Source organism: Ferribacterium limneticum, from assembly GCF_020510565.1.
GTDB classification, from domain to species: domain Bacteria; phylum Pseudomonadota; class Gammaproteobacteria; order Burkholderiales; family Rhodocyclaceae; genus Azonexus; species Azonexus limneticus_B.
In genome coordinates, this window is record NZ_CP075189.1 from 1,259,299 (window position 1) to 1,277,202 (window position 17,904).

Genomic DNA, 17,904 nt, shown 5'->3' on the forward strand with positions numbered 1-17,904 from the left:
GTGAGACGATGACTCAGGCTGTTTCGGTAAGGCGTGAAGGCGATGTTTTTCAGGCTAGGATGTTCTGGCAGAAGGCTGCACGCCTGCTTGATCCGGACTGTCCCATCATTAAGGTCGGATTCGAGTGTGGACCGAAGAGCTTCGACGATCTTTGGGTCGAATATGATCCGGCGCGCTGCCGCCAGGATCAGCACGGGCATCCCTTGCAGCGTGAGCACATCCAGTGCAAATGGCATGTGAGGCCGGATACCTACGGCCATATGCATCTGATCGATCCAGGGTTCATCAATGCTGAAAAGCATTCGCTGCTGCAAAAGGCTCGCCAAGCGCAATTGGTACATGCACCTGACGGCATCGGCTCCCGCTTTCGGCTGCTGACAAACTGGCGCGTCGCAGACCCTCTACGCAAACTTGTTATCCAGCGCTCCAGCACGCTGCGACTCGATGACTTCTTTGCCACCAAAACCGACCGCAGTGAAACGGGGAAGATACGCAAGGCGTGGTGCGACCACCTGGGGATCGATGAAAGCGAGCTGCGTATATTTTTGCGTACGCTGGCATTTAGTGAGTCGGTCGACTCTCTCGATGCGGTGCAAGAGAGCTTGAATGATCTGTTCCGGGGCGTCGGCCTGCGTTGCGTGTATGGCGATCAAGTCGCGTTTCCCTACGATGAGATTGTCTTCAATTGGATGGCGCAAGGCCGGCAGGAATTTGACCGTGCCTCGTTCCGCGACGCATGCGCGCAGGAGGGCCTGCTGCAATCAGGGCAAGGTCGGCCGATCGTGTACGGTGTTAAATCCTTTGAGCATCCGATCGATCAGCTCAGCGATCGCTGTGTCGAAGTCCTCGATTTCGTACCCAATTTTAATGAGCGCTTGATACACGATGACGCCGCCTGGTCTGCAACGCTCTACCCGGCTTTGCGCAGCTTTCTGCTGTCTGCAGCAAGGAAAAGCAACAACCTGCGACTCGCCCTGGATGCGCATATAACCTTGGCTTTTGCCGCCGGTTCGGTACTTAACGTCAAATCGGGCTGCGAGATCGAACTGGAACAACGTACTGTCGGCCGAAGTATCTGGAAAGCAGGTGACAGTACGCCTGAGCCGTCGTGGGCCAATTGGTTTTTTGAACGAGAGGAACTTCGTACAGAGGGCGTAGGGCAAGTAGTCGTAGTCGCCTTAACACATGACATCGAAGCCGACGTGAAACGCTACCTAGCTCAGGCATTGCCCAATGCGGCGCGGATACTGGTCGCGCGTCCTTCGACTGGCGTCGGCCGTTGGTCCATCGCCAGTGGGCAGCACGCGATGATTTTGGCCGAGACACTCGCCCAGCAAATTGCAGCTGAGCAGGTGGTGGTTCGCCAGCCAATCCATCTTTTTATTGCTGGGCCGAATGCCTTTACGTTTTTCCTAGGGCAGTATCAGCCCAGACTTGGCAAGATTACCCTTTATGAATTCGATTTCGAAGGATTCCATGGTGGCAGCTACACGCCATCGTTGATTTTGCCAGTTGCCGCATGAAATGACCTGTCTGCCATAAGAACCAGCCATTTGTGTTGAGAAGCCCACTGACCGCTAAGGCCGATATACGGCCTCATGCCAGCAGCAACAAGCAGCATCTCGGCCTGAGCTGCCGTACAGCACTCGCACGATGAGCGACGGGTGTGGCTTTAGACGGTTGGGGGGATGCAATGCGTTCCCCGGTCTTTCTTCTAAGAGCTTGGAAGGTTCTTAGAAGTTAGGAGATGGCTTGGAAGGTATTCCCCAACCTCTCACTTTGGCTTGGAGGGAGGCTGTAAGATAGCCCATCTTTCAAGTTGTTTAGAAGGTAGTTAGAAGATGACCTCCTCCCGCCGCAAACTCCCCTCCGAAATCCTCGAGTACCTAGGCCAACAGCTGGCCGCCGGCCAGGCGGAGAGCTCCCCAGAAGCCATTACAACGGCGCTCGACGGTCAATTATCACCTGTCCCGGATGGTTGCGGTGGGTAGCATCCAGAAGCGATTTGGCGGGCCGGCAACTTGGTATGCGCTCCCTGGACTGGCGGCCGCAGTCGTACCGGCCATCCCTCCAGATGATTTGCAGCTGTCCAGTCGCATTCAAGTGGTCAATGAGAGCATCAGCGCCAATATCGCCCAGCGAGAATACGAACTCCACTAGGTCTCGGTGTTGGAGGTTTTGCATGACACCTCCCGTCGAATTAATCTCTCGCCGCAACATCCCGTCAAGTGCATTGGGCAAGCCACTTGGACGTGTGCTTAGGCTCCGCAAAAGCAGCCATTCTTCAACCCTGAATGATTGAGGTGTCAGACAGGCCAGTCTTAGATCACAGCGATCATCGCCTGCAAGTTGCTATGAGTCGGTCACCAACCAGCAGCACTCCCCAGCCAAACCGGCCGAAAGTGGACATGGATTTGGTGAAGTGGAACATATCCCGATATGCAGGTAAGCGCTCATTGCTGCCGGTATCTGTTCGGAGCGTCAAGGTCGGCTTTGGCCGAACTGCTGCCTACACACATTCGCCCATTTTCTCCATTCAATTTCGTTCGAACGATATTGAGTTTGTTTTTTTGAGGCTACAATGATTTCGTACGAACGAAATTGCTGAGGGAGTATGGCTGATCTTGAAATGCCCAAGCGTCGTGGCCGACCGGCAACTTATGCCAGTGCAGCTGAGCGCGCTAGCGCTTGGAGGCAACGGCAAAAGGAGTTGATTGCACAGGCGCAGCAACCAGCCGAGCCTGTTGTGATCGAGAAAGTAGTAGAGAAAGTGATCGAGGTGCCCGTTCCCGAGCGGGTAGGGGGGGGCAAGACCAAGGCGCAAGCATCTAGGCTATTTGCGGTACTGCAGGATAACTTTGGCGCCTACGGCGGCGAGGAGTCCGCCAAGCGATTAGGTGCCAATGCCGCTAAGGCAGCCGGTACGGCGCGTGAGATTCTCCGTATGCTGGATCACAAAGCCAATATTCCTAATACCGAACAGAGTTTCCTGCGCGATATAGTTGAATTCTTCGAATCGATGAATGGGTTGCTCCGGACTGCCCAAGGTAAAGCCAAGCTGGCAAACGCACATGCTGAAGTGGAATCGAAAGTTAGACGGGAAATCGAGATCGCGGAGGCCGTTCGCCTGACGTTTGGCGAGACCATCGACCCACCAACCGTTCGGGCAATGGCCGAAGCCTTATTGGCGTATTCCGATCCCGAGGCTATCAATGCCGAAACCAAGCGGCTCGGGGTTGATCGGGTGTGTTTCTTCATAAGCCGGAAATACGAATTGAAAGCGGCGCTTAAGCGTAATGACCTCCCGAAGGTTGTTCAGCTGGTGGCGGAAATCCGTCTGGCGGTTGGTGAGCAAGGCCGACTATCAAATCATCGTGGTAAAACCGACTATGATGTGGGTTGGGCCGACTTTGTTAGATTTCGTGCGAACGAAAATCGCTGACATCAACGAAGGCTGAATATTTGTTTTCAATTGTTGGAAGCGAGTTTGAGCTTGATCGCTGTACGGGCTAGTTGCCCGTGGCAAACTTCCGAGCCTTCAGTTGGCCAGGAATGCTCGGGGTCTGCCCCGGCGTGGCAGCGTGTTTTCTGGTTGGCGGCATTGCTGAACGCCAAACAGGTTGTCCTGCCAAGAGCGAAATGCTTCTGGGTGCCAATACACCCTTCGCCCGATACTCGTGGGCGGTGGCAGTGTCCCGTCGGCAATCCAATTATCGATAGTACGTTTTGAGACGGAGAGCAGTTCCGCGGCGGCTTCCTTTGTGACCAATTTTTGAGGTTGGAGGGTATCCATGCTGAGCATCCAAAACTCAGTATAGGGAGTACATGAACATAACAGCCAACCAAAAGGCAAAAATGCCAACGTTCTATTTTTGTGCGATTTTGTGCTCCAATCGTGTGCCAATGCTCCAGAAAAATCGTGCATTTTGTTGCATGTAGTTGCACGTTGCTGCACAATAGGTCACTGAATTTACGTCGTTTTTATTTTTGTACCGTATGGCTAAAGGCGGCCAAAACGGGTTCGGGACGCAGGGGTCGCAAGTTCGAATCCTGTCACTCCGACCAAAACACTGCAAAGAAAAAGCACCTAGCCATCCTTCGGGGTGGCTTTTTGCTTTGTGTATTCAGTTTTTTACGCCCTCAATCCTCCTGTTTGGTTCTCTGGGGGCGTTCGGGTGACAGCAAGGTGACAAGTTTCATACCCCACTGCTTGGTCGAGACTGGCAGTTCTGGCGCTGGTCCACAAATGGATGCGGCGGGGAGGGTATTGAAGTGTGGTAAAAAGTAAAAAATTACGGATTTTTGTAAGCTTTTTTGTTTCCGGGATAAACAATGAAATACCTGCTTTTGTTTGCCTTCCTGGCGGTGGTCTGGTGGTTGTGGTCCAAGCGCCAGGCGACGGGAGGGGCTGATGCTTCGCAGCAGCAGGATCCAGCCCCCGAGAAAATGGTGGCTTGCGCGCATTGTGGTGTCCACCTGCCCGAGAGTGAGGGGATCGCAGTGGGGGATCGGATTTATTGCAGCGAAGCGCATCGTTTGGCGGCTAGCGACGCGGAGTGCTGATGCAGAATTGGCTTTCATCGACCTGGGAGGCCAATTGGCGTTCTTTCCAGTATTTCAACCTGTACCGGCTGGTGTTGGCTGCGCTGTTCTTTCTGGCCATCGTATCTCCACACGAATGGACGGCACGCTTGAACCTGTTGCCGTCGCCGTTGATGTTCGGGCTGACGGGGGGCTACATGGCGGCCACGGTGGGTGGCTTGCTGTTGGCAACACATTGGCAGCACGGATTCAACCGGCAGTTGTCGACCCAGATGGTGGTCGATGTGGGCATCGTCAGTTCGCTGATGTATATGGCGGGCGGTGTTGGCAGCGGATTGAGCGTGCTGTTGCTGGTGTCACTGGCGGCAGCCAGCCTGGTCGGGCGCGGGCGCCTGGTCTTGTTCTATGCGGCGCTGGCCACGCTGGCAATCTTGTTGAGCCAAATATATGGAATTGTTGCGAATGGCTTCGAAGAATCGTCGATCGTTCAGGCCGGCTTTATCTCCGCAGGTTTCTTTGCCACCGCAATTCTTGCCCGTCTGCTCGGGCAGCGGGCGATGGTCAACGAGGATCTGGCTCGCCGACGGGGCGAGGCGCTTGATAACCAGATTCTGATCAGCCAGCGCGTCGTTGAGCGCATGCAGGACGGTGTGTTGATCGTTGCCAAGGGTGGGATGGTGAGTCATTGCAATCCGGTGGCGAGGGCAATGCTTGGGCTGTCTGGTGAGGACGGGCAGGCTGAGTTGGCCGCGCAGGCTCCAATCCTGGCAACTGCGCTGCAGGCCTGGGAACTGGATGGTGGCGATGACGGGTTACATTTTTGCGGTGCGGACGGACGTGATTTGCGGGCGCGGTTCGAGCGGACGGCAAGTTCTGATGGCGAGGTGCTGGTTTTTCTTGACGATATCGGGCGGATCAAGGAGCGCGCACAGCAGTTGAAATTGGCCTCTTTGGGCCGCTTGACCGCAAGCATAGCCCACGAAATTCGAAATCCCTTGTCGGCCATTGGCCATGCTGGGGAATTGTTGCGTGAGGAGCGGCGCGGGGAGATGCAGGAGCGCCTTTTGCGCATTCTCCACGACAACGTGATCCGGCTCGATCGGATTGTCGGCGATATTCTCGAGCTGGGCCGCCAGAGCCGCGCCGAACCTGAGTTACTGCGTGCCGACGAGTTTTGTGCGAGTTTTGTCGAGCATTTCAACGCGACAGAAAGCCTGTCACCTGGCGTCGTCGTGCTTGAGGGAGTGTCGCCACTTAATCTCTGCTTTGATCGCTCCCATTTGCATCAGGTGCTGTGGAACCTGGTCAGCAATGCCCTGCGCCATTCGAGTCGCGGCCCCGGGGCCGTACGCATCGAACTGGGCAGCACCCATGGCGACGGCCGGGTAGAATTGCATGTGATCGACGACGGTCCAGGGGTTCCGGAAACCGTTCGTGAGCAGATTTTCGAGCCATTCTTCACGACGCATACGCAGGGGACGGGACTGGGCCTGTTCATTGCACGTGAATTGTGTGCGACCAACGGGGCGAGCCTGGAGCTGGCGGTTTCCGCCGCCGGGGCGCATTTCATTGTTGCAGGGAGAAACGACACGTGTCTGTTGCCAGAACCGAACGGCGCCCGCGCGGCGAAATGAGCCGGGTCCTCGTCATTGACGACGAGGCCGATATCCGCGAACTGATCGATTTGACGCTCGTCCGCATGGGGCTGGCGACAGAGTGCGTCGGCTCGGTGGCCGAGGCAAGGGCGGCGCTCGATAGTGATTTGTTTCAGCTTTGCCTGACCGATATGCGCCTGCCGGATGGCGATGGTCTGGAGATCGTCCGATATATTGCCGAGCACCATCCGCAGACGCCGATTGCCGTGATCACCGCCTACGGCAGCGCCGAAAATGCCGTGGCTGCCCTCAAAGCCGGCGCCTTCGATTACCTGGCCAAGCCGGTGGGCCTTGAGCAATTGCGCAGCCTCGTCAAGTCGGCCCTGCGCCTGCCGGGTGGCGGGCAGGATAGCGAGAATCCGCTGCAATCCTTGCTTGGCGATTCGCCGAGCATGCAGCAGGTGCGGGCGATGATTGAAAAGCTGGCGCGTAGCCAGGCACCTATTTATATCTCCGGCGAGTCGGGTAGCGGCAAGGAGTTGGCGGCGAGGCTGATCCATGGCCGAAGTGCGCGGGCGGCTGGCACCTTCGTCCCGGTGAACTGCGGGGCGATTCCTGAAAACCTCATGGAAAGCGAGTTTTTCGGCTATCGGAAAGGCGCCTTTACCGGTGCCGATAGCGAACGTGAGGGATTTTTCCAGGCTGCTCACGGGGGCACCCTGTTCCTCGACGAAGTGGCCGATCTGCCGCTGGCCATGCAGGTCAAGCTCCTGCGTGCCATTCAGGAAAAGCGCGTACGCAAGGTGGGGAGCGTGGCCGAGGAGCCGGTCGATGTCCGGATCATCTGCGCCACGCACAAGAATTTGCGGGATCTTGTCGACCGGGGGGCCTTCCGTCAGGACTTGTATTACCGGCTCAATGTCATCGAGTTGCGTATGCCGCCTTTGCGCGAACGGATGGAGGACATTGTGCCACTGGTCGAGGCCATCCTGCACCGGGTTTTTGGCGATTCGCCGCCCAAGCTGTCGAGTGGTGCAGTCAAGGCGCTGTCGCTTTACTCCTTCCCGGGCAATGTCCGCGAATTGGAAAATATTCTCGAGCGGGCAACCGCGCTGTGTTCCGGTGACCTGATCGAGGTCGAGGATTTACATCTCGGTCCGGAAGAAATGGCCGGTAGCGAGGAACAAGGGCGGGGCAGTGAAACGCTCGATGAATATCTTAATCGCCTCGAGCGTCAGGCCATTCTCGAAGCCCTACAGAAGTCCGAAGGCAACCGGACGGCGGCGGCCCGTCTGCTCGGCGTCACCTTTCGTTCCATGCGCTATCGTCTCGAGCGCCTGGGCATCGAGTGATGTCGTGGCAGGCTGACGGCTGGCTGGAGGGCGTGCGCTGGCTGCCCTCGCCGAACTTTGGCGAGCGGCCGGCCGGTGAGCCGGTGTCGCTGGTGGTCATCCACAACATCAGCCTGCCGCCTGACGAGTTCGGTGGCGACTGGGTCGAGGATTTTTTCCTCAATCGGCTCGATCCCACGGTCAACCGGTATTTTTCGACAATTTTCAAATTGCAGGTCTCGGCCCATTTCTACGTTCGACGCGATGGCCGGGTCGTCCAGTTTGTCGGCTGTGACCAGCGCGCCTGGCATGCCGGCCAGTCGTGCTGGTGCGAGCGTGACAACTGCAATGACTACTCGGTCGGCATCGAGCTGGAAGGCTCGGATACGCAACCGTTCACGGACGAGCAGTACGCTGCCCTGTGGGGCGTGCTTGATGCCTTGCGCGCGCGCTATCCGATTGCCGCCATCGCCGGTCATTGCCACATCGCGCCGGGGCGCAAGACCGACCCCGGGCCATATTTTGACTGGGCGGCGCTGCAGGCGCGCTATCCGGGCCTGGACTTACCGGCCGAAGTATCGGCTTAGGCGTTCCACGGCTTCGGCCAGCCGGGCTACGTCCGTCGTGTAGGCGAAACGGATATGTTTTTCCGGCTCATTGCTGCCGAAATCAAGGCCGGGCGTCGCGGCAACCCCCGTTTTTTCGAGCAAGTCCTTGGCCAGCGCGAAACTGTCCTCAGCCAATGCCGAGCTGTCGCAGTAAAGATAGAAGGCGCCTTCGGGCCGGGCGGTAACCCGAAAGCCGATCTGCTCCAGCGCCGGGGCGAGAAAGTCGCGGCGACGACGAAACTCGGCACGTCGGGTTTCGAGGAGGGCGATGGTTTCCGGCTCGAAGGCTGCCAGCGCGCCGTACTGGGCGGGCGTCGAGGGGCAGAGTGTCAGGTTCTGCGCCAGCTTTTCGACGTCGCGGACATAGGGCTCAGGAATAACCATCCAGCCCAGTCGCCAGCCCGTCATCTGAAAATACTTGGAAAAACTGTTCAAAACCCAGATGTCATCGCCGGCCGTGCAGGCGGTTGGCGCCTCAATCTCGTAGGTCAGCCCGTGGTAGATCTCATCGACCAGAAAATGGCCGTCGTTCTCACGACAGACCGAGGCTAGCGCTTCGATCTCGGCCAGCGTCAGCAGCGTGCCGGTCGGGTTGGCCGGGGAGGCGACGAGCAGACCGGCTGTGCTCGGCTTCCAGTGCAGACGAAGCAATTCCGGCGTCGGCTGAAAGTTGGTCCCGGGGCCGACCGGGATGTTCTGCGGTCGACCGTCAAAAGCCCGCAAAATGTGACGATTGCAGGGGTAGCCCGGATCGGTCAGAAGCCACTCGTCGCCAGGATCGGCCAGGCAGGCAAAGGCCAGGTTCAGGGCGCCGGAGGCGCCGTTGGTCACGGCAATCCGGCTGGCTGGTACGTTGACGCCATAACGCTGGCGGTAAAAGGCGCTGATCGCTTGGCGCAACTCTGGCAAGCCGAGTGCCTGGGTGTATTTCGTTTTTCCGCTATTTATCGCGTTGACCGCAGCATTCGCGATCGGCTCCGGTGTCGGGAAGTCCGGCTCACCAACTTCCATGTGAATGATGTCGCGCCCCTCGGCTTCGAGCTGGCGAGCGCGGGTCAGCAGTTCAACGACATGGAATGGTTCGATGTCGGCAAGGCGTTGGGCGGGGCGATACATGCGGCTCTCCAAAACAGAACGGCCACCGGGTTTTTGAACCCCGGTGGCCGTTCATCAAAGCTCAAGCTTAGATCAGGCTGCGCTCTTGAACAGCGCCATTTCGAACAGTTCGCGCTTCAGGGTGAATTCGCGCGGCAGCTTTTCGCCCATCTTGTCGAACCACTCCTTGTGGCCGGCCAGTTCGGATTTCCAGGCATCGGCGTCGATGTTGGTGAGGCCTTCGAACTCAACCTTGGTGATGTCCAGACCGGTCCAGTCGATGTCTTCGAACTTCGGCATCCAGCCCAGTGCGGTTTCCTTGGCGGCAACCTTACCCTTGCAACGTTGAACGATCCACTTCAGGACGCGCATGTTGTCGCCGAAGCCCGGCCACATGAATTCGCCCTTCTCGTTCATGCGGAACCAGTTCACGCAGAAGATCTTCGGAGCGGCATCGACGGTCTTGCCCATCTTCAACCAGTGGTTGAAGTAGTCGCCCATGTGGTAGCCGCAGAACGGCAGCATGGCGAACGGGTCGCGGCGGACAACACCTTGCTGGCCGAAGGCTGCAGCAGTGGTTTCCGAGCCGAGGGTGGCGGCCATGTAGACGCCGTAGTTCCAGTTGAAGGCTTCGTACACCAGCGGCACGGTGGTAGCACGACGACCGCCGAAGATGAAAGCGGAAATCGGTACGCCGGCCGGGTCTTCCCAAGCGGCATCAACGGACGGGCACTGGCTGGCCGGGGCGGTGAAGCGGGAATTGGCGTGAGCAGCCTTCTTGCCGGCCTTGCCATCTTCCGGCGTCCAGTCGTTGCCTTGCCAGTCGATCAGGTGATCCGGTGCCTGCTTGGTCAGGCCTTCCCACCACACATCGCCGTCGTCGGTCAGCGCGACGTTGGTGAAAATGATGTTTTCCTTCAACGTGGCCAGCGCGTTGAAGTTGGTCTTTTCCGAGGTGCCCGGAGCGACGCCGAAGAAACCGGCTTCCGGATTGATGGCGTAGAAACGGGTGGTGCCGTCCTTATCGACGCGCGGCTTGATCCAGGCGATATCGTCGCCGATGGTGGTGATCTTCCAGCCATCGAGGGTCTTCGGCGGGATCAGCATGGCGAAGTTGGTCTTGCCACAGGCCGACGGGAAAGCGGCTGCGACGTAGGACTTCTCACCTTCCGGCGATTCGACGCCGAGGATGAGCATGTGTTCGGCCAGCCAGCCCTGATCGCGGGCCATGTTGGAGGCGATACGCAGGGCGAAACACTTCTTGCCGAGCAGGGCGTTGCCGCCGTAACCGGAACCGTAGGACCAGATTTCACGGGTTTCCGGGTAGTGCACGATGTACTTGACGGTCGGGTTGCACGGCCACTTGGCATCCTGCTGGCCCGGCTCGAGCGGGGCGCCGACAGTATGGATGCAGGGAACGAATTCGCCATCGCTGCCAAGCACGTCGAATACCTTCTTGCCCATGCGGGTCATGGTGCGCATGTTGGTGACGACGTAGGCCGAGTCGGTGATTTCAAAACCGATGTGGGCGATCGGCGAACCGAGCGGACCCATGCTGAACGGGATCACATACATCGTGCGACCCTTCATGCAGCCCTTGAAGATACCGTTGAGCTTTTCGCGCATGACGGCGGGCTCTTCCCAGTTGTTGGTCGGGCCGGCGTCTTCCTTCTTCTCTGAGCAGATGTAGGTACGGTCTTCGACACGGGCGACGTCGGAGGGGTCCGAGAAGGCGAGATAGGAATTCGGACGCTTGGCTTCGTTGAGCTTGATGAAGGTCCCGGCCTCTACCATTTCGGCGCACAGGCGGTCATACTCTTCCTGCGACCCGTCGGCCCAGTGGATACGGTCAGGCTGGGTCAGGGTGGCGATCTCGGCGACCCATTTCTTCAGTCCTTCGTGTTTGACGTAATCGGGTGCATTCAGCGGTGCGGTCATGGCGGTGTCTCTCTCCAAGTGACTGATATTAGATAAGTTTCACGCCAGTCGCCGGGAGCTGCTGCCAAGACTTCGAGCGGCGCTGAGGCCGTCGGCTGGGAAGCCCGTAATTATGCATCAAAGTAGGGTAAACATCCACTTGACTTAATCAAGCTACGTGATTTCCACGGGTGAAAGCGCTGATCTTGCATGGTATTATGTTCCGCGATTTGAAATTGCATTTCACAATACAAAATGGAGACAAAAATGGATTCTCGCCAACTACGTGAAGCAGCGCTCTACTATCACCGCGAGCCCAAGCCGGGCAAGATCGCGGTCACCCCGATCAAACAACTCACCAATCAGTACGATCTGTCGATGGCCTACTCGCCGGGCGTGGCCTTTGCCTGCGAGGAAATCGTTGCCGATCCGCGCGAAGCCAGCACGCTGACTTCGCGGGCCAATCTGGTTGGTGTCATCACCAACGGCACGGCCGTTCTCGGTCTCGGCGCCATTGGTCCGCTTGCCGCCAAGCCGGTCATGGAAGGCAAGGGCGTCCTCTTCAAGAAGTTCGCCAACATCGACGTCTTCGATATCGAAATCGAAGAGCGCGACCCGGACAAATTGATCGACACCATCGCCTCGCTCGAGCCGACCTTCGGCGGCATCAATCTCGAAGACATCAAGGCGCCCGAATGCTTTTACATCGAGAAGAAGCTGCGCGAGCGCATGAAGATACCCGTCTTCCATGACGACCAGCACGGCACGGCAATTGTTGTCGGCGCCGCCATCCTCAATGGCCTGCACCTGATCGGCAAGGATCTCACCAAGGTCAAGATCGTCACTTCCGGCGCGGGCGCTGCTGCGCTGGCCTGCCTCGACCTGCTGGTCATGCTTGGCGCACCGCCGAGCAATATCTGGGTGACCGATATCAAGGGGCTGGTTTATGAAGGCCGGATCGAAGAGATGGATGAAATCAAGGCCCGCTACGCCAAGGTCACCGATGCACGGACCCTCGGCGAAGTGATCGCCGATGCCGATGTCTTCCTCGGCCTGTCGGCCGGTGGCGTGCTGAAACCGGAAATGGTCGCCAAAATGGCGGCCAACCCGCTGATCATGGCGCTGGCCAATCCGACGCCGGAAATTACACCGGAACTGGTCAAGAGCGTCCGTAACGACGCCATTATTTGCACCGGCCGGTCGGACTACCCGAACCAGGTCAACAACGTCCTGTGCTTCCCCTTCATTTTCCGCGGCGCGCTCGATGTCGGCGCGACGACGATTACCGAAGAAATGAAGATGGCTGCCGTCAAGGCCATCGCCGAGCTGGCTCGCGCCGAACAGTCCGAAGTTGCGGCGCGTGCCTACGGTGAAAAGGTCGCCAGCTTTGGTCCCGAGTACCTGATCCCGAATCCGTTTGACCCGCGCCTGATCGTCAAGATCGCACCGGCTGTCGCGAGGGCCGGTATGGATTCCGGTGTCGCGACACGGCCGATCAAGGATTGGGACGCCTACATCCAGGGCCTGAACGAATTTGTTTACCACTCCGGCATGATCATGAAGCCGGTCTTCTCGCAGGCCAAGATGGCGCCCAAGCGCATCGTCTTTGCCGAGGGCGAGGATGAGCGCGTGCTGCGTGCGGTGCAGGTGATTCGCGATGAAGGCATCGCCAAGCCGGTGCTGATCGGGCGGAACAGTGAAATCAATCGTCGTATCGAAACGGCGGGTCTGCGCATTCGCGAGGGCGAAGATTTCGAGGTTATTCATGCCGACAACTGCGCCTTTTTCGACGAGCATTTCGAGGAGTTCTCGAAGACTTATCATGGGTTGATGGAGCGCAAGGGCGTCTCTCCCGACTACGCACGCCGGGAAGTGCGTCGCCGTGCCACCCTTTATGGGGCACTGATGGTTCATCTCGGTTACGCCGACGGCCTGATCTGCGGCACCTTCGGTCGCCATGAAACGCACCGTGACTATGTCGAGAGCGTCATCGGCAAGCAGCCGGGCCTGGATCGTTGCTATGCCATGAACCTGCTGATGCTGCCAGGGCGTACGGTGTTCATTGGCGATACCTACGTCAATTACGATCCGACCGCCGAGCAACTGGCTGACATGACCCTGCTCGCCGCTCAGGAAATCCGTAATTTTGGTATTCAGCCCAAGGTGGCTCTGCTCTCGCACTCAACCTTCGGGACGGAAAATACCCCGACCTCGCTCAAAATGCGTGAGGTGCTGGCCATCCTAAATCAGCGCGCGCCCGATCTCGAGGTGGAGGGTGAAATGCATGGTGACGCGGCGCTCGATGAACGCATTCGCCAAAGCACCTTCCCGAACTCCCGCCTCAAGGGGCAGGCCAACCTGCTGGTCATGCCGACGCTCGACGCCGCCAACATCTCGTTCAACCTGCTGAAAGTGGCGGCCGGAGACAATCTGACCATCGGTCCCATCCTGCTCGGTGCAGCCAAGCCGGTGAATATTTTGACACCGACGGCTACGGTTCGCCGAATTGTGAATATGACGGCGCTGACGGTGGTTGATGCTGGGTAAGGGTTTTTCTTAAGTTGTTGTTGTATCTATGTATTTTTATTGATATTTCACGGCCTCCTGCTAAACTAGGATAAAATGCATCCGATGTTGGCAGGAGATCATGAATGAAGCATAAATTGAAGGCTGCCTTGCTGCTTGCTGCCTTGCTGGCCATGGGGGCTCAGGCGCCACTATCGGCTGCTACGACCAAGAAGGCCGAGCCGGCGGCGACTCAGAAAGCGCAGGGAAAAACCGCAAAAACGGCCAAGGCCACCAAAACGGCAAGCGGAAAATCAGCTGGCAAATCCGCCGCGGCGAAGTCGTCAAGGGCGGTGGCCGGGAAGTCAGCGCCGACCAAGAACGCGTCATCCGGTGTGGCCAGAAAGTCGCAACTGGCCCACGAGTCGCCGAGAAAGCACGTGCGCCACGCCGCGCTGGCCGACATGGATACGGGACGTCTGGCACTCTACTCGGCTTCTGCTCTCGTTATCGATCAAAGCAATGGCCAGGTGATGCTGGAGAAGCAGCCGGACATGGTGGTGCCGATTGCCTCGATCTCCAAACTCATGACGGCGATGGTGGTTCTCGATGCCAAGCTCGATCTGCAGGAAATTATCGCCATCGGCGACGAAGATGTGGATGGCCTGAAAGGCACGCGTTCCCGCTTGCCGGTTGGCACGACCATGACGCGGGAAGCTGCCATGCTGCTGGCCCTGATGTCTTCGGAAAACCGCGCAGCGCACGCGCTGGGTCGGCACTATCCGGGCGGCATGCATGCCTTTGTGCAAGCAATGAACAGAAAGGCCCACGCACTCGGCATGTACAACAGTCGCTTTGAAGAGCCGACCGGACTTTCCAGCAATAACGTGTCGACCGCACATGATCTGGCCCGCATGGTGGCGGCGGCAGCGCGGTACCCGGAAATCCGTAATTACTCGACGACGGCGGAAGCCAAGGTCGAGCTGAACGGACGGATCCGCGATTTCCACAATACCAACGCCCTGGTGCGCAACGACAATTGGGAAATCGGCGTTTCGAAGACAGGCTACATTTCCGAGGCGGGTCGCTGCCTGGTCATGCAGGCGCGGGTGGCAGACCGGCCGGTGGTCATCGTGCTGCTCGATTCGCAGGGCAAGATGACGCGGGTTGGCGATGCAAACCGGATCAAGCGCTGGATGGAAAGTGCCAGCCTGGCGGTGGAGCGCCCTCGGGTCTGACCGCCTGACTTGTGTGTCAAAGGCCGCCGAGTGCGGCCTTTATTTTTTTGGGCCGGCGTAGCCGAGTGTGTGCGAGACGGCGTCAGCTGTCTGCTTGACCAGGCGGGCCCAGTCGGGATCGTGGCGGTCGGCCGGGGCGGAAACTGAGAGCGCGGCTACGACGTTGCCTTCATCGTCATGGATGGGGGCGGCAACGCACTTGAGGCCGAGTTCGGCTTCTTCATCATCGTAGGCGACGCCGTGGCGGCGCACCTTGTCGAGTTCCTTCTCCAGCGCGACAAGGGTGGTCAGCGAATGCGGCGTCTTGCCGGGCAGGCCGGTACGCTTGGCGTAATCGCGCACTTTTTGCGAGGTTTCGGCGGCGAGAAAGAGTTTGCCGAGCGAGGTCAGGTGTAGCGGCGCGCGGCCACCAACCAGGTACACCACACGGACCAGGGCGCGACCAGACGAGGTACGCTCGAGATAGACAATTTCGTCTTCGTGACGGGCGCCCAGATTGATCGCCTCGCCGATTTTTTCGTGCAGTTCCTGCATGAAGGGCAGGGCGACTTCACGCATGTTGATGCGCGATTTGACGATGCCGCCGAGTTCGAGCAGGCGGATGCCGAGACGATAGGTGCCGGCATCCTGACGTTCGACAAAGCGCGCGGCGCTCATGGCGGCCAGAATGCGGTGCGCTGTCGACGGATGGAGTTCGGTGGCCTGGGCCAGTTGTTTGAGACTTGCTGCGTCAGGGGACGCGGCAAGGGCATCGAGCAGCGACATCATGCGCTCGATGACCTGGATGGTGCCTGGCGTTTTGGCCGGCCCGCTGGCAGCTTCGGACAACTGGATTCCTTTATTGGTGTGCTTTGAGTAGCATTAGCCACTTCATTTTCTTGTGCGCCGCAATATTAGCATGCGCTTAGCCCTCTACGTCACCTGCCTGGTCGATCTGATGCGTCCATCGGTCGGCTTTGCTGCATTGCGTCTGCTCGAAGCGACCGGTGCCGAGGTATTCGTGCCGGAAGGTCAGACTTGCTGCGGTCAACCGGCCTGGAGCGCCGGAAATCGTCCGCTCGCCATCGATCTGGCGAAGAAGGCGATTGCTGAACTGGAGGCTTACGAGACCGTGGTGATTCCATCGGGTTCGTGCGCGGATCAGGTGCGCAATGTCTATCCGCAATTGCTGGCCGACGATTCGCAATGGGGGCCGAGGGCGCGTGCGCTCGCCGCCCGTACTTTTGAATTGACGACTTTTCTGGCCGATGTGGCGAAGCATGATCTCGTTGCGCCCGACTTTGATGGCAGCGTCACCTACCACGACTCCTGCAAGGGGCTGCGCGGCCTGGGCATCAAGCGCCAGCCACGCGAATTGCTGCTCAATGTACGTGGGCTGAGCCTCAAGGAAATGCCCGATTGCGAGGAATGCTGCGGTTTTGGTGGCGCGTTTTCGGTCAAATTTGGCGAGGTGTCGACGCAGATCGTCGACCGCAAGTGCGACTCGATTGCGGCCGTCGGCGCCGATGCGGTGGTCGGTGGCGACCTCGGCTGCCTGATCAACATCGAAGGCCGTTTGCGCCGGCGCGGCGACGAGACGACGCGCGTTCTGCACATCGCCGAACTGCTGGCCGGCTGGGGCGATTGCTGATGTCGGCGGGGGGGCGCTCACAAGCCATGCACTTCCACGCCCGGGCCGGGGAAAAGATTCGGAATGCCATGCTGCAACGCGCTTTGCAGAAGGCGAAGCCGCTATTTGTCGGCAAGCGCGCCAAGGGCATCGCCTCCCTGGCCGAAGATGGCCTCGATTTCGCATCGCTACGGTCAACCGGAAAAAACATCCGAAATCAAAATCTCGCTGACCTCGATGTCTGGCTCGATATCTTCGAGGAGCGGGCTACGGCGACCGGTGCCGAAGTCTTCTGGGCGCGCGATGGTGCGGAAGTTAGTCAGCTGGTCGTCGACATCGCCCACCGCCATGGTGTGAGCAAGGTGGTCAAGTCGAAGTCCATGCTCTCCGAGGAGGCGCAGCTCAACGAGGCGCTGGCTGCCGCCGGCATCCGCCCGGTCGAAACTGACCTTGGCGAGTACATCGTGCAACTGGCTGGCGAAACGCCGTCGCACATCATCGCGCCGGCCGTGCACAAAACGATAGGCGAGGTCGAAGCGCTGTTCGCCAAAGAGCACGGACGACCGCTCGAAACCCGCACCTCGGCGGATATTCCCGCCATGGCCAAAGAGGCCCGCGCCGTGCTGCGCCAGCATTTCCTGAGCGCCGAGATGGGCATTTCCGGCGCCAATTTCCTGATTGCCGAAACCGGCAGCGCGGCGCTCGTCACCAACGAAGGCAATGGCCGCATGGTGACGACGCTACCCAAGGTCCATGTCGTCATCACTGGCATCGAGAAAATCGTCCCGACGCTCGAAGATTTCGCCACGCTCATGCGCCTGCTGCCGCGCTCGGCTACCGGCCAGGCCATCTCCAATTACGTCTCGCTGCTCACCGGCACGAAGCGCGACGGCGACCACGATGGTCCGGAGAAAACTGTCTTCATCCTCGTCGATAACGGCCGGGCCAATCTGCTCGGCTCCGACTACCAGGACATGCTGCGCTGCATTCGCTGCGGCGCCTGCATGAACCATTGCCCGGTTTATTTCTCGCTCGGCGGCCACGCCTACGGCTGGGTCTATCCCGGCCCCATGGGCTCGGTGCTGACGCCGCTGTACACCGGCATCGAGAATGCCCTTGACCTGCCGCACGCCTCGACCGGCTGCAACCAGTGCGGCGCCGTCTGCCCGGTCGACATTCCGTTGCCTGCCCTCATGCATCGCCTGCGCGAAGAGCAGAACGAGCGCGGCCTGCGCCCGTGGTCCGAGCGCCTCGCGCTCACGGCCTGGGCCTGGCTGGCCGGCAAGCCGGTGCTTTATCGCTGGTTTGCCCGGCGTGCCGCGCGCTACCTCAACTGGCTGGCCGACGGTAGTGGCCGCATCCGTATTTTTGGCCTGGCGCCGGAGTGGACCGCAGGACGCGATCTGCCGGTATCCTCCGGCCGGACATTTCACGAACTTTACTCAGCAAGAAAGAAACCCTGAA

The 17,904-nt window shown here is 59.0% G+C and carries 15 protein-coding genes; 10 read left to right on the top strand and 5 right to left on the bottom strand.

The window, feature by feature from the left end:
- The first annotated feature begins 8 nt into the window (after positions 1-8).
- Complete coding sequence (locus KI610_RS06135) at positions 9-1,523, top strand: SAVED domain-containing protein (RefSeq protein ID WP_226497778.1); 1,515 nt, start codon at positions 9-11, stop codon at positions 1,521-1,523.
- Between the two features lie 1,091 nt (positions 1,524-2,614).
- The gene (locus tag KI610_RS06140; RefSeq protein WP_226497779.1) at positions 2,615-3,442 is read left to right on the top strand and encodes a hypothetical protein; all 828 of its coding nucleotides are present in this window, start codon (positions 2,615-2,617) and stop codon (positions 3,440-3,442) included.
- 96 nt (positions 3,443-3,538) lie between these two features.
- Here KI610_RS06140 and KI610_RS20125 read toward each other — a convergent pair whose 3' ends face one another.
- A complete protein-coding gene (locus KI610_RS20125) occupies positions 3,539-3,925 on the bottom strand; it encodes a helix-turn-helix transcriptional regulator (RefSeq protein WP_404827477.1) in 387 nt (128 codons plus the stop codon).
- Positions 3,926-4,140: 215 nt separating this feature from the next.
- Positions 4,141-4,464: a hypothetical protein gene (locus KI610_RS06150; protein WP_226497781.1), complete on the bottom strand. Its 324-nt coding sequence runs from the start codon at positions 4,462-4,464 to the stop codon at positions 4,141-4,143.
- Between KI610_RS06150 and KI610_RS20020 the strand changes: the two genes are divergently transcribed.
- From KI610_RS20020 to ampD, 4 genes are read left to right on the top strand one after another with little or no spacing between them, the layout of a single operon-like run.
- A complete protein-coding gene (locus tag KI610_RS20020; RefSeq protein WP_264179235.1) occupies positions 4,378-4,563 on the top strand; it encodes a PP0621 family protein in 186 nt (61 codons plus the stop codon). The two genes, KI610_RS06150 and KI610_RS20020, sit on opposite strands and share 87 nt — an antisense overlap.
- Positions 4,563-6,176 carry a sensor histidine kinase gene (locus tag KI610_RS06155; RefSeq protein WP_226497782.1) on the top strand — a complete coding sequence of 538 codons (1,614 nt, stop codon included), beginning with the start codon at positions 4,563-4,565 and terminating at the stop codon, positions 6,174-6,176. The genes KI610_RS20020 and KI610_RS06155 overlap by 1 nt, the downstream gene beginning before the upstream one ends.
- Positions 6,134-7,489 (top strand): sigma-54-dependent transcriptional regulator, encoded by a 1,356-nt coding sequence (locus tag KI610_RS06160; protein WP_319004212.1) that lies wholly within the window; start codon positions 6,134-6,136, stop codon positions 7,487-7,489. The genes KI610_RS06155 and KI610_RS06160 overlap by 43 nt, the downstream gene beginning before the upstream one ends.
- Entirely contained in the window at positions 7,489-8,055 is a 567-nt protein-coding gene (ampD, locus tag KI610_RS06165; protein WP_226497783.1) for a 1,6-anhydro-N-acetylmuramyl-L-alanine amidase AmpD, read from the top strand. Before KI610_RS06160 ends, ampD begins: the two co-directional genes overlap by 1 nt.
- On the opposite strand, the gene KI610_RS06170 is transcribed toward ampD, so the two are convergent.
- Entirely contained in the window at positions 8,032-9,192 is a 1,161-nt protein-coding gene (locus tag KI610_RS06170) for a pyridoxal phosphate-dependent aminotransferase (RefSeq protein WP_226497784.1), read from the bottom strand. The two genes, ampD and KI610_RS06170, sit on opposite strands and share 24 nt — an antisense overlap.
- 72 nt (positions 9,193-9,264) lie before the next feature.
- Positions 9,265-11,109, bottom strand: a complete 1,845-nt coding sequence (locus KI610_RS06175) for a phosphoenolpyruvate carboxykinase (GTP) (RefSeq protein ID WP_226497785.1) — start codon at positions 11,107-11,109, stop codon at positions 9,265-9,267.
- A 246-nt stretch (positions 11,110-11,355) separates the two neighbouring features.
- Here KI610_RS06175 and KI610_RS06180 point away from each other — a divergent pair, with 246 nt between their 5' ends.
- Positions 11,356-13,635, top strand: a complete 2,280-nt coding sequence (locus tag KI610_RS06180) for an NADP-dependent malic enzyme (protein WP_226497786.1) — start codon at positions 11,356-11,358, stop codon at positions 13,633-13,635.
- A 104-nt stretch (positions 13,636-13,739) separates the two neighbouring features.
- Positions 13,740-14,831, top strand: coding sequence for a D-alanyl-D-alanine endopeptidase (gene pbpG, locus KI610_RS06185; RefSeq protein WP_226497787.1), 1,092 nt, complete (start codon positions 13,740-13,742; stop codon positions 14,829-14,831).
- A gap of 39 nt (positions 14,832-14,870) precedes the next feature.
- Here the strand turns inward: pbpG and KI610_RS06190 are convergent, their stop codons facing one another.
- Positions 14,871-15,665, bottom strand: coding sequence for an IclR family transcriptional regulator (locus tag KI610_RS06190; RefSeq protein ID WP_404827499.1), 795 nt, complete (start codon positions 15,663-15,665; stop codon positions 14,871-14,873).
- Between the two features lie 64 nt (positions 15,666-15,729).
- Here KI610_RS06190 and KI610_RS06195 point away from each other — a divergent pair, with 64 nt between their 5' ends.
- Positions 15,730-16,461, top strand: a complete 732-nt coding sequence (locus KI610_RS06195) for a (Fe-S)-binding protein (RefSeq protein WP_226497788.1) — start codon at positions 15,730-15,732, stop codon at positions 16,459-16,461.
- Positions 16,462-16,529: 68 nt separating this feature from the next.
- Positions 16,530-17,903, top strand: a complete 1,374-nt coding sequence (locus KI610_RS06200) for a lactate utilization protein B (protein WP_319004213.1) — start codon at positions 16,530-16,532, stop codon at positions 17,901-17,903.
- The last annotated feature ends 1 nt before the right edge of the window (position 17,904 follow it).

What these genes read in the sequence shown, in the direction of transcription:
- KI610_RS06135 (WP_226497778.1), top strand. Translation starts at nt 9, where the DNA reads ATGACTCAGGCTGTTTCGGTAAGGCGTGAAGGCGATGTTTTTCAGGCT.
- KI610_RS06140 (WP_226497779.1), top strand. Translation starts at nt 2,615, where the DNA reads ATGGCTGATCTTGAAATGCCCAAGCGTCGTGGCCGACCGGCAACTTAT.
- KI610_RS20125 (WP_404827477.1), bottom strand. Translation starts at nt 3,925, where the DNA reads ATGCACGATTTTTCTGGAGCATTGGCACACGATTGGAGCACAAAATCG.
- KI610_RS06150 (WP_226497781.1), bottom strand. Translation starts at nt 4,464, where the DNA reads ATGCGCGCAAGCCACCATTTTCTCGGGGGCTGGATCCTGCTGCTGCGA.
- KI610_RS06155 (WP_226497782.1), top strand. Translation starts at nt 4,563, where the DNA reads ATGCAGAATTGGCTTTCATCGACCTGGGAGGCCAATTGGCGTTCTTTC.
- ampD (WP_226497783.1), top strand. Translation starts at nt 7,489, where the DNA reads ATGTCGTGGCAGGCTGACGGCTGGCTGGAGGGCGTGCGCTGGCTGCCC.
- KI610_RS06170 (WP_226497784.1), bottom strand. Translation starts at nt 9,192, where the DNA reads ATGTATCGCCCCGCCCAACGCCTTGCCGACATCGAACCATTCCATGTC.
- KI610_RS06175 (WP_226497785.1), bottom strand. Translation starts at nt 11,109, where the DNA reads ATGACCGCACCGCTGAATGCACCCGATTACGTCAAACACGAAGGACTG.
- KI610_RS06180 (WP_226497786.1), top strand. Translation starts at nt 11,356, where the DNA reads ATGGATTCTCGCCAACTACGTGAAGCAGCGCTCTACTATCACCGCGAG.
- pbpG (WP_226497787.1), top strand. Translation starts at nt 13,740, where the DNA reads ATGAAGCATAAATTGAAGGCTGCCTTGCTGCTTGCTGCCTTGCTGGCC.
- KI610_RS06195 (WP_226497788.1), top strand. Translation starts at nt 15,730, where the DNA reads ATGCGCTTAGCCCTCTACGTCACCTGCCTGGTCGATCTGATGCGTCCA.
- KI610_RS06200 (WP_319004213.1), top strand. Translation starts at nt 16,530, where the DNA reads ATGCTGCAACGCGCTTTGCAGAAGGCGAAGCCGCTATTTGTCGGCAAG.